The 13,882-nt window shown below is 49.5% G+C and carries 10 protein-coding genes; 5 read left to right on the top strand and 5 right to left on the bottom strand.

Annotated features, from left to right (window positions below):
- Positions 1–242 precede the first annotated feature (242 nt).
- The gene (locus IEW26_RS12520) at positions 243–1,943 is read right to left on the bottom strand and encodes a methyl-accepting chemotaxis protein (protein WP_188592665.1); all 1,701 of its coding nucleotides are present in this window, start codon (positions 1,941–1,943) and stop codon (positions 243–245) included.
- A 347-nt stretch (positions 1,944–2,290) separates the two neighbouring features.
- Here IEW26_RS12520 and IEW26_RS12515 point away from each other — a divergent pair, with 347 nt between their 5' ends.
- The 3 genes from IEW26_RS12515 to IEW26_RS12505 all read left to right on the top strand — a co-directional run bounded on the left by IEW26_RS12515 (position 2,291) and on the right by IEW26_RS12505 (position 5,234).
- On the top strand, positions 2,291–3,688 hold the full coding sequence (locus IEW26_RS12515; protein ID WP_188592664.1) for an L-cystine transporter: 1,398 nt from the start codon (positions 2,291–2,293) through the stop codon (positions 3,686–3,688).
- Positions 3,689–3,977: 289 nt separating this feature from the next.
- Complete coding sequence (locus IEW26_RS12510) at positions 3,978–4,661, top strand: queuosine precursor transporter (RefSeq protein WP_111270530.1); 684 nt, start codon at positions 3,978–3,980, stop codon at positions 4,659–4,661.
- Between the two features lie 219 nt (positions 4,662–4,880).
- Entirely contained in the window at positions 4,881–5,234 is a 354-nt protein-coding gene (locus IEW26_RS12505; protein WP_188592663.1) for a hypothetical protein, read from the top strand.
- Positions 5,235–5,340: 106 nt separating this feature from the next.
- On the opposite strand, the gene IEW26_RS12500 is transcribed toward IEW26_RS12505, so the two are convergent.
- Positions 5,341–6,429, bottom strand: coding sequence for a M24 family metallopeptidase (locus IEW26_RS12500; protein WP_188592662.1), 1,089 nt, complete (start codon positions 6,427–6,429; stop codon positions 5,341–5,343).
- Between the two features lie 393 nt (positions 6,430–6,822).
- On the opposite strand from IEW26_RS12500, the gene IEW26_RS12495 reads away from it, so the two are divergent.
- Entirely contained in the window at positions 6,823–8,037 is a 1,215-nt protein-coding gene (locus IEW26_RS12495; protein WP_188592661.1) for a PQQ-dependent sugar dehydrogenase, read from the top strand.
- Between the two features lie 632 nt (positions 8,038–8,669).
- Here the strand turns inward: IEW26_RS12495 and IEW26_RS12490 are convergent.
- Positions 8,670–9,407: an MBL fold metallo-hydrolase gene (locus tag IEW26_RS12490; protein ID WP_188592660.1), complete on the bottom strand. Its 738-nt coding sequence runs from the start codon at positions 9,405–9,407 to the stop codon at positions 8,670–8,672.
- 95 nt (positions 9,408–9,502) lie between these two features.
- Entirely contained in the window at positions 9,503–10,045 is a 543-nt protein-coding gene (locus tag IEW26_RS12485; RefSeq protein ID WP_188592659.1) for a hypothetical protein, read from the bottom strand.
- Positions 10,046–10,623: 578 nt separating this feature from the next.
- Here IEW26_RS12485 and IEW26_RS12480 point away from each other — a divergent pair.
- On the top strand, positions 10,624–11,487 hold the full coding sequence (locus IEW26_RS12480; protein WP_188592658.1) for an SDR family oxidoreductase: 864 nt from the start codon (positions 10,624–10,626) through the stop codon (positions 11,485–11,487).
- A gap of 107 nt (positions 11,488–11,594) precedes the next feature.
- Here IEW26_RS12480 and thrS read toward each other — a convergent pair whose 3' ends face one another.
- The gene (gene thrS, locus IEW26_RS12475) at positions 11,595–13,583 is read right to left on the bottom strand and encodes a threonine--tRNA ligase (protein ID WP_188592657.1); all 1,989 of its coding nucleotides are present in this window, start codon (positions 13,581–13,583) and stop codon (positions 11,595–11,597) included.
- Between the last annotated feature and the right edge of the window lie 299 nt (positions 13,584–13,882).

Raw genomic sequence — 13,882 nt, 5'->3', positions numbered from 1 at the left:
ATCATTGTATGTTCAACTTATATCGAATCTAATCCAAAGAACACCCCCAAGGGCGGGCAGCCAGTTCGGTATGAACGAAGCTGCTGCTCTATGGGGGTGTTCTTTATCATTCAATCATGTTCTCTTGTTTAAAGCTTCTGATCATGTGTTCTTGTTTAAATCTTTGGAAGCAAGGTTATAGATATTTGTTCGTGCCCGGTTCTCGTATGTTCCAGTTGAGATTGGAGCATCAAGCGCGTCCTCTAGTTGATCGTGAACTTCTTCATTGCCGTTTGCAGTTCGACAGCCAGCTCATGCAGGTGGCGAACCGTATTGGAGTGAGAATCCATCTCACTTAGCTGCATTTCTGCCGTAGCAGCAATCTGCTGCATGCTCTCACGTGATCTGGATGTAATCTGTGCTGTTTCTTCCACCGAAGCGCTGACCTCTTCTGCACCAGCAGACACCTGCTGTGTGGATGAGGACACGGTCTGAATGGTGAGATTAACATTTTGAATGAGCTCATTCAGCTGCTGGAACGCCGAACCAGCCTTCTGCACAACCTCGGTTCCAGAACCAATCTCCTGCGTTACACGGTTCATTGCACTTACGGAGCGCTCGGCGTCTTCGCGAATGGTGCCGAGGTAATCAGCGATTTCCTCTGTTGCCGTCTTGGATTGTTCTGCCAGCTTGCGGACTTCTCCGGCGACGACAGCAAATCCGCGTCCGTGTTCACCGGCACGTGCGGCTTCGATGGAGGCATTGAGCGACAGCATGTTAATTTGTTTCGTGATTTCAAAGATGGAATTGACAATTGTACCGATCGCAACGGAACGTTCATTCATCGTTTCAATGTAACGCAGTGATTCGCTGGCAGTTGCGCCGACACGCTCCATCTGTTCAACTGCATTCTGTGCAAGCTGATTGCCGTTTGTTGCTTCTGTTGCGGCTTCGCTAATCTGTTCCGAGACTTCTGATGCAGATGAAGCGATATGCATAATGCCCTGCGTGATCTCTTCCATGGCTCTTGCATTCTCGGATGCACTGGAGGCAATGCTGACGCTGCCTTTTCCGGCTTCTTCTGCGGCCTGGCTGGAGTTCTGTACCATGCCGGACATGGATTCCACCCGCTGCAGCAGGTCATTGGAGCCAACCACCACTTCATTGGAGGTAGACAGCGCGTGGCTGATCATTTCTTTGAGATTATGCGTCATGGTCTGGAAGCTTGCGGCCAGCTGGGCAATTTCGTCCTTGCCTTTCATCTTGAGCTCCGTGGTCAGATCACCTTGAGAGATTCGCTTGCTGTGCTCAACGAGTGTGCTGATTGGTCTGGTAACTCTTTTGACCATACTGGTAGAGATGAGCCAGCCAAGTACAAATACCAAAGCAGTGATACCCAGGCACAGCCAGAAAATCTGGGCAATTTTATCCTGAATAAACTTGGCATCCATACTGACGGCCATGAGCATATTACTTCCTGAAATCGGGATGAATACAGCTTTATGTACACCATAGGCATCTGCATAAACCGAACTGATCGCAGCTTGTTTCTTCTCGCCTGCCTCTGTCATTGCAGGGTTGATGTCTACGACATCTCCGGCTTTCATGCCTGAGTTATTGCTTGCAACAACGACGCTGGCCTGATCATCCTGAAGGGCAACAACGTAGACCGCATCCAGGCTGTGTTCTTTGGCTTCATCGGACAGGGAGGATTCTAACGTCATGGCAGCACCTTCGGCGCCTGCTCCGCCACTTTGTACCTGTAAAATTTTGGATGCAGATGTGTTTTTGTATATATCCTGAATGGATGTGCTCAGGACTTTATCGAATTGTGGAAGCACATAACTTTGAATAATATTCATGGATACAGCGTAGAAACTGATACTGAACAACAGGGAGGCAACCAGCAGCACAAGGAACAGCGTACCCCTGATCTTGCCGGCAACGGTTCGTTTGCGAAACATACAATCATCCTTTCACGTCATATTCGTTAACATTATCCCTTTTCTTTTATCGTATGGCCTTTTTACCAACGAACAAAGACCTAGTTTTCATGTTTATAAAACTTGGGAATAAGCGGATATACCTATTTTACAAAATTAACCGCGGGTTGAATACAACTTTTTTCATAAAACTGCAATTATTTTCATGAAACGTGCATCCATTACACAAATATTACATAATATCAATTAATACCTACCAGAATAGTTTGATATGTGTTATATTGTTCATTGTCCCTTTTGTGGGAAACCTATAAATAGAGAAATCGGTTTGATCACCGGTTAAACATGTCTGAGGAGGATATGAGGTAATGAATACATTTCTAGTGATTGTGAATGTAGTAGTTATGCTGGCACTGCTGGGTGTGCTCTACTGGATGCAGAAGAAACACATCTCCTTTACGAAGCGTGTATTTGCGGGGCTTGGTATGGGCGTTGTGTACGGTGTAATTCTGCAATTGATCTATACATCAGGTTCGGATGTCATTGTGAAATCAGTCGATTGGTTTAATCTGGTCGGCTCAGGATATGTTCGTTTGCTGCAAATGGTCGTGATTCCGCTCATCATGGTGTCGATTATTTCGGCGATCATGAATCTGAAGGGCAAGCAGAACCTCGGTAAAATGAGTGTTTCGATTATTGCAATCCTGTTGATTACGACAGCTATTGCTGCCGGGGTCAGCATTGTGACCAGTCTGGGCTTCAACCTGACTTCCATTGAGATTCAAGGAGGAGATCGGGAGACTGCACAGATTCAGAAGGTGGAGGAGCGTCTGGCTGATGTGAAGGATCAGACGATTCCGCAGCAGGTGCTGGAGTTTATTCCGACAAATCCGTTTGCGGATATGACAGGTGAACGCCGTACCTCGACCCTTGCGGTTGTTATTTTCTCAGCCTTTATCGGAGTAGCGGTACTGGGACTGGATCGTAAAAAACCACAGCAGGCTGAGACGTTCCGCGGTATGGTGAATGCCGTCTATGCCGTTGTGATGCGGATTGTTACGTTGGTGCTGAGGCTCACGCCTTACGGGATTTTAGCACTGATTACAAAGGTAACGGCGACTACCAATGCGGAAGAGATATTAAAGCTCATCAAATTCGTGATTGCGTCTTATGTCGCGCTGGCAATTATGTTTATAATTCACCTTATTATCATCACTTTGTCCGGCTTCAACCCGATTACGTATTTGAAGAAGGTGCTGCCAACGCTGGTGTTTGCCTTTACGTCCCGTTCAAGTGCTGCGGCCATTCCGCTGAATGTGGAGACACAGACGAAGAAACTCGGCGTATCGGACGGGATTGCGAACCTGTCTGCAAGCTTTGGGGCTACGATTGGGCAAAACGGCTGCGCCGGGGTATATCCGGCCATGCTGGCGGTCATGATTGCTCCGACGGTTGACATCAACCCGCTGAGCTGGGACTTTATTGTCACGTTGATCCTCGTCGTGATGATCAGTTCGTTTGGTGTGGCTGGCGTCGGCGGCGGGGCAACCTTCGCCTCCCTGATCGTATTGTCCACCATGAATCTGCCTGTGGCTCTTGTTGGACTCCTCATTTCCGTGGAGCCGCTGATCGACATGGGTCGTACAGCGCTTAACGTGAACGGGTCGATGACCTCAGGACTCGTGACGAGCAAAATTTTGAAGGAAAACGATCGGGATACGTTTAACGATCAAAGCCGTGAGCTGGATTCTGCGGCTCACGCGTAAGCTGGGGCGGGGCCTTGCGCCCCAGCTCTTGCAGGAAATAAGCAGATGCTCGGCAAGGTGAGCGTTCTGCAATAGATGGTGCAGAGCCGTCCTTCGAAGAACTTCGAAGGACGGCTTTTACGTGTGTAATTACGCCGGAGCGTGCGGTCAGGCACGAGGGCGGGAGTCTTTTTTTCCAATAGACAAGGGGGGAGGAGATGTGATAGAGTATTCATGTTTTGGCCCTGCGCCAAGCCGCGGTTCGTAACCATCCCGCGTAATCAAAACTAGGAAGGCAGTGTATGTATTCATGTTTAATTTAGGCTTTGGAGCGGTATTTGTTCTCGTGACGTATGGATTTTTCCTCTTGTGTTACCGCTTGTTTGGCAAAAAAGGTCTGTATGCCTGGATTGGTGTAGCTACCGTCATCGCTAACATTCAGGTGACCAAAACGATAGATATTATGGGCATTGTGCTGACGCTGGGCAACACGATGTATGTCAGTATGTATCTGACGAGTGACCTGCTGAATGAGAAGTATGGATCGGGTGAAGCGCGGAAAGCAGTGTGGTTTGGATTTTTCACGCTGATCATGACAACGATTCTGATGCAGATGGTATTGTTCTTTGATCCGGCACCGACGGACTTTGCCCAGGAATCCATGGAAAAATTGTTTGGTCTGCTGCCACGACTGGCGCTCGGCAGTTTGTCTGCGTATTTCATCAGTCAGTTTCTGGATGTACGTCTGTTCAGCTGGCTGCGCAAGGTAGCGCCCGGACGCAATCAGCTGTGGATTCGCACAAACGGCAGCTCGATTATCAGCTCCTTTGTGGATACACTCGTGTTCTGCACGGTTGCCTTTGTCTTCATCTATCCATGGGACGTATGGCTGGAGATTTTCCTGACCACGTATCTGATCAAGTTTGTGCTGACTGCGGTAGGAACGCCGTTTCTGTATGCTGCACGCAGCTTCAAGTTCAAAGATGAGGCTTGATTAATATTCAAAAAGGATCATGTTAAGATTTCCCTCTGCGCAGCCACTGCAATTGGACTGTGCAGGGGGATTTTTAATAGACAGCATATTTTATCGAAACGAGAAATAATGCTTTTTACATTTTTATGGAAAAGTTATAATGGAAACACCTGTCGTTGTGAGCGAACGTGTGGCATTCATGGACAATGACTTCATACCAAGAGCAAAGGGGAATCACACATGTACTCAACACTGCGTTATACATTGGAAAGCAATGGCACAACCTACGAGAATGATAGCATTAATGCCTCGTTATTGGTGGAGTTAATTACGAATCTGGAATTGCAGGATTATGTGGTGCTTGAACCTTCGGAGCTGGTGGAGGGGAGTATGTATATGCAGGCTGCTGCGCTTGAGGAACCCGGGCAAATGGTGGCGGAGATTCGTTTGCAGGAAGGAGCGAGCGGTTTCCGGCATTACAGTTATACTACGGCAGATCCGACGGTGATCATTCAATGGATTCTGGATTACTGGGGGAAGCAGCAGCTGCCACAACTGGCGTCCTGGAAGGATATTACGCATGAGTTGGGTTAATTGTAAGTGAGAAAATTAAAATATTAAAATCCCGCAAACCATGAGGTCATGGAATGCGGGATTTTTTTCGTTTGCGTGTGTGTCCGTGGCTTGTTCTGTATACAGACTAGTCTGTCAGGATTTGCAGTTCTTTCGAATAGGTGGTCAGCACCTCTACACCTGTCTCGGTTACGAGAACATCATCCTCAATTCGCACGCCGCCTGCTGCCGTATAAATTCCCGGCTCAATCGTAAACACGGTTCCAGCCTGAAGCAGGTCCGTATTCTCGCCGTGAAGTGAAGGATATTCGTGCACATCAATGCCGAGTCCATGTCCAACACGGTGCATAAAGCGCTCGCCGTAGCCTGCATCAATCGTTACCTGACGGGCAGCATGGTCCACCGAAGCACAGGTAATGCCTGGTTTAACGACCTGAATAGCGGCTTCGTTGGCTGCAAGCACCGTGTTATAGATAGTACGCAGCTCTGGCGAGATATCTCCAAATGCAAACGTTCGCGTAATATCGGATGCATATCCTGCGGCGTACACGCCCATATCAAACATCAGCAGGTCTCCATGCTGAAGCTTGCGGTCACCAGGCGTGCCATGCGGCAGGCCGGTTTTGGGCCCGGTCAGCACCATTGTGTCAAAGGAAGGGCCATCTGCTCCAAGCTTTTTCATCTGATATTCCATCTCGGCCACAAGTTCGATCTCCGTTACCCCTGCACGCACATGTGTAAGACCTTGGCGCAGTGTTTCTTCAATAAGATAGATCGCGTGGCGAATACGAGCGACTTCATCCGGTGTTTTGTTGACACGCAGCGCGCGCAGCAAAGGACCGACATCTTCGAAGCTCGCACTACCAAGCGCGGAGGTCAATTGCTCATAACGGGAGACGGTGACGTATTCTTTTTCCAGACCAACCCGGCCCAGGCGTCCCTGATATCGGTCAAACAAGGCATAAGGATTATCGGTGTCCGAATGCGTCGCAATGTTGGATACGGAAGAAGCAGCAGCCGCAGCGTCGGCGTCCAGTGCGGGTACAATCAACAGCGGGTCTTCGCCGCGCGCCAGCATCAGACCCATAAAGCGTTCATGCGGATTGCTGGCATACCCGGTCAGGTAATAAATATGTTTGGGATCGGTAATGAGCATGGCGTCCAGCCCCTGCCCGGACAGATCGGCCTCGAGTCTTGATAAGGGAGTTTGATTCATGATTGGATGTATCCACCTTTCCATATGTGCTGCATAGGTTCGTCATTCGTTGTGCTGTTTCTATTATAGAAGATATTCATGGATTTCCCAATCACAAGATAGTCGTAGGATGCTTAATATCGTTTAAGCGAGGGGTGGCAAGGGTAATACAGGGCGAAACGTTTTATCTTATAAATGCCGTTGTGCATCGAGCAAGAAATAAGCAGGAATAAACACATAGACATGGAGCAATCGAAGTCATCGAAGCCATCCGAGCATCCGAGCCATCGGAGACATGGAAGCCTTTTCAATATCGATACGTTATAATGATTCCAGACAGAGCTGCGATGTGGGAGAGAGGCCAGACATATATTATATCAATGAGATCAGAACGAAAGGAGAATTCAATCTGCTATGAACAATCGATTAACCGTGCCGCTGTATGCATCATTACTTAGTATGGCTTTGTTGACCGCGTCCTGTACACCGGGCAATCCGGCATCAAGCTCACAATCGTCTTCGCAGGGAGAGGGAACGGGTCAAGGGCAGACTGCAAAGGGGAGTAATTCTGGAGCTGCTGCTGGAGCTGGAAAGAGTGAAGAGCAAGGCAGCGTCGTTGTGCCTTATCAGGTGTCTGTGCTGGTGGAGGGGCTGAATGCACCTTGGGAGATGGTAACAGCTGCAGATGGGCAAATGTTTGTTACGGAGCGCCCGGGAACGATTCGTGTCATTACGGATGGAAAGCTGGAGTCTGAACCGCTGATTGAATTTGAGGCCCCTTTTAACGAAGAAGGAGAAGGCGGGCTGCTGGGGCTGGAGATTGATCCGAACTTCGAGAGTAACCGATATTTGTATGTGTACCACTCCTATCTGGACGGGCAGGATATCGCCAATCGGGTGCTGCGTTTGAAGGTGAATGGTGGAAAAGCGGTGATTGACCGCGAGCTGCTTGCTGATATTCCTGGCGGGGTGAATCATAACGGTGGACGTATCAAGATTGGCCCGGATGAACGGCTTTACATTACCACTGGCGAGCGTTACGAACCGGAGCTGGCACAGAACCAGAACAGTCTTGGTGGAAAAATACTGCGCATCGGTCTCGATGGCTCGATCCCTTCAGATAACCCTTGGCCGAATTCCCCTGTATACAGTATCGGGCATCGGAACGCTCAAGGGCTGGCATGGAACCCGGATAACGGGTATCTCTATGCGACCGAGCACGGACAGCGCAATCATGACGAGCTTAACCGGATTATTGCCGGGGAGAATTACGGCTGGCCCGAAGTAGAGGATGACGAAGATGGTGGCGGCGCATATCAGGCCCCGCTAGCGCATAGTGGCAATGAAACTTGGGCGCCTTCGGGCGTAGCTTATATTACAGAAGGCCCGTGGGCCGGGTCGCTGGTAGCTGCCAACCTGAGAGGGGAGCAGCTGCTGCGGGTGATATTATCCGAAGACGGTACAAAGGTCGAACAGGTAGTCCCTTTTTTCAAAGGGGAATGGGGACGCATCCGCAATGTGAGTGCCGGTGAAGACGGCAAGCTGTACGTGCTCACGAACAATCGCGATGGGCGCGGTTCGCCGCGTGACGGGGATGACAAATTAATCGTGCTTACTCCGGAAGCGTGAGATGAAGAGAAAGTAACGATCAGTAGAGACGCGTAAGGAGAAACTTCAGGTTGAGGGAACGAGAAAAGCCGTGGTAAAAGAGCGTCAGGAGAGGGCGCACTGAAGGACAGAGTGGATGAAGTGACTCGGTTATTCTAACGATTCGAGGGAAGCTTATTTGGTGGATTTTGAGCGTTTGAAAAATGTAACGATTCTCAGGAACGCTATTTTGCTGAAAAGGAGCATAATTGGGAGATTCCAGAGGTATTTCGAGCAAATAAGCTCTCTAGGAATCGTTAAAAAATAAAAAGTGGCGAATCAGGCCAAATAAGGCTTCTGGGAATCGTTAGAATTCTGCGGAGGTCGGAGGTTGGAGCAAACCGCGAAAGGCGAGAAGATAAAGCACAAGTACGAAAGGACAAGAGCGCAAGGCAAGCGTCAGATACTCTCTCATCGTATAAAATGAAAACAAAAGCAGCTGCCCTCCGCCAATGTTCTGACGTGGGACAGCTGCTTTCAAGAAAGTTGGAACGGGCTAGAGAACGAGCGATCATTACGATTGATGCATCATTTAGCCATAGTATAACCATCCAATCGCAATTATCCAGTGGTGAACATGATCTCGCAATCAATATCCCCTATCCGCACCATGCTCAAGCTTCTTCGGGATTCTCCGCAAGCTCGGCAATGCGTTTCTCAGGGTTCTGCGTATATTCTCCCCCGTGGTAGCAGAGGACTTTATTCAGCTTCAAGCCTGTGAGCTTTTTCAGACTGCGCAGCGCTTCGGGCATGTCGGGGGTTGCTGGTGGTGCGGGGCCGACCAGTACGTCGTCAACGACACGCAGCTCATCGGCAGCAAGCAGGAATTGCTGCTCGCCAAAATACAAACAGAGATGCCCAGGTGTATGCCCAGGTGTATGAATGACTTGTGTCCCGCCTTGCAGCGGCAGGATATCTCCGTCGGCTAACGTTCTGCTAATGTTAATCTCAGGCAGCTGCATCAGCAGTTGATCGGCAAGCGCCAGGACAGGGGCGGGCAGCATGGCCCGGCGCTCCGGCGTGAATTTGATCAGAGGCTGTGCACCCGTAACATACGGGATCTCATCCGCATGAGCCCAGACCTCCAGACCCGGGATGGCATCCAGCAGGGCGCCCAGATTACCGATATGGTCCATATCCTGATGAGTCAGGATCACACGTTTGATATCGGAGAGCGATACATTCAGGTCTTCGAGTGTGGCCTCCAGCTCGGCAAATTGACCAATCATGCCTGTGTCAACAAGGGTATAGCCGTCTTCGTCACGAAGCAGGACGGGATGGATCGGGTTCTTGCCTGTTGGTGTTGGAATATGCAGCTGTAACACGGTGATGGATGGGATCGGTTGGTTCATATATTTTTCCGGATATGAATCCGGAACACCTCCTTTAATAAATGTAGTTTTTCAAGATAACGACATGAGGCATTATTAATCTTTCACAGATTCATTTATGCCAAGCCTTCATACTTGAGATGTTTCCTGTATTTTTTCACCGCATGCAGAATCCATTCAAACGTCTCTTCCTCATTACTTCCGTCCTTGACGACAGCTACGAACGAAAAGTTTTCGTGAATCAGCCGGTTCCTAGTCTGGAATGCCTGATGAAGTGCGGTGCTGCATTGCTCTTTGCCCGCCTTCAGAACGATATGCTGTTTGCCAAGCTCGGCCTCAAGTATTTCCATGTTAGTGCGTGCCCTGTATGCAGGAGTTTTCATGAGCTGGGTCGAATTAAACCTTTTCTGGTACGTACGTTTGTAGAGCTGCAGCAGCATCTGCTCCATAATCGAGCATAATTCCACGGTGAGCGAAGCGTATCTTCTGTTTTTTCGTTTACGGACAAGCTCGCTCGTTTGTTCTTCATCCAGCCATTCGACGTGTTCATATATAGCGAAATCGACATGGTTCAGAATATTGTGATATTCCTGTTCGAGCAGATGGATCTCAAGCTTGGCGAGTTTCTTCACGTGTTTGAATTCCTCTTGGGTCAGCATACGACTTGTCCTCCCATGAATACCGAGATGTGAATGGATAACGATCTGATGATAGGTGTAAAAAAGATGACCTTAATTATGCTCATTAAAGGATTGCGATAACTCCGGTTCATCGAGAAACCGCTATGACGAAAGCTTTTAAATGGATTACTATGATAATAGTTGCTAAAGATCGTCATAGCTCCGGTACATCATCAGGGGTTCACTATGATGCTGGTTGTTAAAGAGATCACGATAATGAGCTATATAAGTTGAACTATTTATTTACACGTGAACGGAGAGGACAGAAAAAACCTGAAAAAGCGGAGCTAAAAGCTTTCTGCTAGAAAGCTACATCGGAAGCATAAGCTTCGCCTTTATCACCGGATTTTTCCAGTTGTAAAAGGGAATCGAAAAAATCTGGGGATAACCGCTACTCTCCAGGTTGTTCTGTCATCGGAGGATTGTGTAAAATCTTTAGTTCAACACTTATATATTAAAGTATCGCTTTATTATCTCATATTTTGGAACAAAATTCCGCACACGCTTTCGGGGCAAAAACAATTCACGGAACCTCCGGTTCAGAAGGGAAGAACCATATGTCTATTCAGACTGCAATTGTTACGGGAGCCAACTCAGGCATGGGTTTGGCAACTACCATCGAGCTTGCAAGGCAGGGGTATCATGTCATTATGGCCTGCCGTAGCGAAAAGAGAGGGCAGGAGGCGCTTCAGCAGGCTTTGCGCCAGTCTGGCTCTACCCGGATTGAGCTGATGCTCTGCGATCTTGGTTCGCTGGACAGCATACGCCAGTTTGCCCGCAGCTTCCGCGAGCGGCATAAGCAGCTCGATGTACTTGTGAACAATGCAGGTGTAGTGATGATAAAACGCAAGGAGACATCGGATGGCTTCGAGCAGAGCATCGGCATTAACCATTTGGGACATTTTCTGCTCACGTTGCTTCTGATTGAACCGCTGAAGGCAGCGAAGCAGGGGCGTATTGTAAATGTTTCGTCCGGTGCGTATAAAGCAGGAAAAATTCATTTTGATGATCCGCATTTCCACAAAGGATATAACCCGATCAAAGGTTATGCCCAGTCCAAGCTCGCTAACGTATATTTTACCCGTTCGCTTGCCCGCAGGCTTGCGGGAACCTCCGTTACAGCCAATTGCCTGCATCCGGGTGCGGTAGGCACCAGCATCGGGGTAGACCGCAACACCGGATTCGGTACTCGCATTATGGCTTTTGCAAGCAAGCTTCCCTTTTTCCTGACGCCGGAGGAAGGGGCCCGCACAGCGATCTATCTGGCGACAAGTCCGGATGTCGTCGGAGTGACCGGACGTTACTTCTACCGGCAGAAGGAAGAGCGCCTGAAGAACCACGCTCTGGATGATGCGGCTGCTGAGCGGTTATGGACGTGGAGTGAAGAGCAGGTCGGACTGCAACCTGAAGAAAAGTTGTAATCTGACCTGGCAACATCTCAAGTCACGCCTGATCACTACAAGCATGTCTGGTCATACCACATGACTCACGTCACGTTGCGCTAACAGCCTGCAAGAAGCTTCTTTGTTCAAGCCTTATTCTTCACAGTCTGCAGAATCTCCTCAATTAAAGCATCAACAAGCTTCATGCCTTGATCTCCCTGACCGTAAACACGGACAGAGACGGACGAGGCTTGTTTCTCTTGTTCCCCGAGCACCAGTGAATACGGAATCTTCTGCAGCTGGGCCTCGCGAATTTTGTATCCGAGCTTTTCACTGCGCAAATCTGTCTCTACACGTATTCCGGCTGCCCGCAGCTGCTTTTGTACCTGAAGTGCATATTCTGCATAATGATCCGATACGGGGATCAGCTTCACTTGCACAGGAGCGAGCCAGAGCGGGAATGCGCCTGCATAATGCTCCGTGAGAATGCCGATAAAACGGTCGATGGAGCCGTAAATGGCTCGGTGGATCACGACCGGGCGATGCCGGAGGCTGTCTTCACCGATGTATGTCAGATCGAATTTTTCGGGCATTTGAAAATCAAGCTGGATTGTTCCGCATTGCCAGCTGCGCTTGAGCGCATCGAGAATGTGGAAGTCAATCTTGGGACCGTAGAACGCACCGTCGCCCTCGTTAATGCGGTATTCCACACCGCGGGCATCCAGCACGTTCCGCAGCGCCTGCTCCGCCTGATCCCACAATTGTTCCGAGCCCATGGAATCCTCCGGGCGTGTAGACAGCTCTATTTTATAGTCAAATCCGAAAATGTCATACATCCGTCCAATCAGGGAGATGGCCCGGTTGATCTCCTCTTCAATCTGTTCGGGCATTACATAGAGATGGGCATCGTCCTGACAAAAAGTTCGCACACGCATCATGCCATTCAGGGCACCTGAATATTCATGACGGTGAACCTGACCAAATTCCATCATGCGAATGGGTAATTCGCGATAGGAATGCAGTGTGTTTTTGAAAATCAGCATATGTCCCGGGCAGTTCATCGGTTTCAATGCAAAAGTAGCGTCATCCACATCCGCAAAATACATGTTGTCCTTGTAGTGCTCCCAGTGACCGGACTGCTCCCACAGACGGTTGTTCATCATGAGCGGAGTGCGGACCTCCTGATATCCTTCCTGCAGCTGCAGCTCTCGTGAGAACTGCTCCAGCTCTGTACGGACAGTCATGCCTTTGGGCAGATAGAAGGGCATGCCGGGTGCTTCTTCCGAGAACATAAACAGCTCCAGCTCTTTGCCGAGCTTGCGGTGATCCCGCTTTTTCGCTTCTTCGAGCAGATGAAGATGCTGCTCCAGCTGGGCTTTATTTGGAAAAGCAGTGCCGTAGATGCGTTGCATCATTTTGTTGTCCGAATTGCCGCGCCAATATGCACCTGCCACATTCAGCAGCTTAAACGCCTTGATGCGGCCAGTGGAGGGTAGATGAGGGCCGCGGCACAAGTCGAAAAATTCACCCTGCTCATAGATTGACAGTTCAGCATCCTCCGGCAGATCCCGGATGAGCTCCAGCTTGTAAGGGTCCTGAATGGCTTCGAATAACTCCACAGCTTGCGCCCGGCTAACCACCTTGCGGTGAATCGGAAGATTTTCCTGAATGATCTTGTTCATTTCCCGCTCAATCGCTTCAAGATCGCTGATGGAGAGGGACTGCTCCAGATCCACATCGTAATAAAATCCATCCTCGATGACAGGACCAATGCCCAGCTTCACCTGGTCTGCCCCATACAATCGTTTCAGTGCTTGTGCCAGCACATGGGCTGTGCTGTGACGATACCTGTACACACCTTGCTCGCTGTCCAAAGTCACGATGATCAATTCGCAGCTCTTCTCCAGCTTCTCGCTCAGATCAACATGTCGATCATTCACAATACCGCCGATGGCCTGCTTGCCAAGACTTGTGCTGATCGAAGAGGCAACCTCACCCACAGTGATGCCCGCATCATAAGAGCGGATATCTCCACCTTGCAGCCGAACTTCGATTAACGCTGCTGGTACTTCAGACTGCGGATTGCCCGGGGGCACAATGTTGTTTTCAAATTTTTGTTTGTTCTCTTGACTCATGTGAACCACTCTCCAATATGTGTGATGGAAGCGCAAAAAACACCCGTCCCGGAAAAGGGACGAGTGCGCTTGGCTCGTGGTTCCACCCTAATTTGGTTATGGTGCAGCCATCCTCGGCCAGCCGCCGGGAATAGAAACATCATAACCCTCATTGGAATCCGTTAACGGGGATCAGGCGGTGAACTCTACTGACCGTTTGGACTCATGGTATCCCGCGAAGGCGCGGCAGCAGTTAAACGGAGGTTCGAGACCACGGCTGCAGAGGGGTAACTTCGGTCCGTTCGCTGAAGAAGGTCTCA

This window comes from Paenibacillus silvae, from assembly GCF_014639235.1.
GTDB classification, from domain to species: Bacteria; Bacillota; Bacilli; order Paenibacillales; family Paenibacillaceae; genus Paenibacillus; species Paenibacillus silvae.
The sequence above is the reverse complement of the archived record's forward strand: the minus strand, read 5'-3'. Positions and strand labels throughout refer to the sequence as shown.

What these genes read in the sequence shown, in the direction of transcription:
- IEW26_RS12480 (WP_188592658.1), top strand. Translation starts at nt 10,624, where the DNA reads ATGTCTATTCAGACTGCAATTGTTACGGGAGCCAACTCAGGCATGGGT.
- IEW26_RS12500 (WP_188592662.1), bottom strand. Translation starts at nt 6,429, where the DNA reads ATGAATCAAACTCCCTTATCAAGACTCGAGGCCGATCTGTCCGGGCAG.
- IEW26_RS12510 (WP_111270530.1), top strand. Translation starts at nt 3,978, where the DNA reads ATGTTTAATTTAGGCTTTGGAGCGGTATTTGTTCTCGTGACGTATGGA.
- IEW26_RS12490 (WP_188592660.1), bottom strand. Translation starts at nt 9,407, where the DNA reads ATGAACCAACCGATCCCATCCATCACCGTGTTACAGCTGCATATTCCA.
- thrS (WP_188592657.1), bottom strand. Translation starts at nt 13,583, where the DNA reads ATGAGTCAAGAGAACAAACAAAAATTTGAAAACAACATTGTGCCCCCG.
- IEW26_RS12520 (WP_188592665.1), bottom strand. Translation starts at nt 1,943, where the DNA reads ATGTTTCGCAAACGAACCGTTGCCGGCAAGATCAGGGGTACGCTGTTC.
- IEW26_RS12515 (WP_188592664.1), top strand. Translation starts at nt 2,291, where the DNA reads ATGAATACATTTCTAGTGATTGTGAATGTAGTAGTTATGCTGGCACTG.
- IEW26_RS12495 (WP_188592661.1), top strand. Translation starts at nt 6,823, where the DNA reads ATGAACAATCGATTAACCGTGCCGCTGTATGCATCATTACTTAGTATG.
- IEW26_RS12485 (WP_188592659.1), bottom strand. Translation starts at nt 10,045, where the DNA reads ATGCTGACCCAAGAGGAATTCAAACACGTGAAGAAACTCGCCAAGCTT.
- IEW26_RS12505 (WP_188592663.1), top strand. Translation starts at nt 4,881, where the DNA reads ATGTACTCAACACTGCGTTATACATTGGAAAGCAATGGCACAACCTAC.